At 43.5% G+C, this 943-nt stretch carries 1 protein-coding gene; it reads left to right on the forward strand.

Annotated features, from left to right (window positions below):
• Window positions 1–46 precede the first annotated feature (46 nt).
• Window positions 47–943 (forward strand): transposase (locus tag ACYQ2O_RS12430; protein ID WP_459796729.1); only part of this gene is annotated, 897 nt, incomplete at its 3' end.

The following is a 943-nucleotide window of genomic DNA, read 5'->3' on the forward strand; positions in this document are numbered from 1 at the left end:
ACAATTAGGTTGTCGACTAAGACACGTACTCCAGGAGGGATTCCTTATGTCCATTATACAACAACCCACTTTATTTGACATTGATTTTTTAGAAAAACTTGACGTTCAGGAGAAATACCAAGAAATTCTCTCCCCACTTGAGTGGGGAAAAGTATTAGCTCTATTCGAAAAAGAATCTCGTGTGGGTCCACCCGTCAAATTGAACTATCAAGCGCTCCTCCGTTCCTTGATGGTGCGTATCCATGAGAACATTCCGACACAAAAAGCACTGATTGCACGTTTGAAAAGCGACCTTCGCTTGAAATTGAGTGTGGGATTTCTCTATTCAGATCCCATTCCATCCGAAGCAACCTATTCTCGTGTGATGAGTATCCTAGCCGATAATCTATCTGTGCTGGAAACCATGAATGATCAACTCCTTCAACTGATCCATAACGAATTCGCTATTTTTGAAGAAAACGTTGCGCTTGACGCAACGGCAGTTGACGCACGGACCAAGCCACATAAAACAAGCAATCCATCCTTGCCTAAAATCAAAGACCAGCACGCCATGAGTACAGAAGAGATCGTGGAATGTATTCCGACCTATCCTTCTTGGGGTGTGAAAAAGAACAGTCAAGGAAAAAATACCTTTTGGTTTGGCTATAAAGTGTCCTTAGCCGTTTCCACTCGGACCCAATACATCTTAGATATGACAGTGGCGTCCGCCTTTACGGCGGATGTCAGTTTAGCGATCCCAACGATTCGAAAAGTAGGGAAAAATAAAATCCGAACCGATACCCCCTCTTATTTGACCTTGGATAAAGGGTACGATGCCAAAGACATTTATACGGAAGCTCACAACTCTGGTCAAGAGCCGATCACCGCCTTAAAAAGACAAGCGAAACATAATGGGGAAGTTGATGACCATTATGCCCCTACCTGTTTTCGTGAACACAGCTAT

It is taken from the genome of Alkalibacterium sp. m-11 (genome assembly GCF_054658155.1).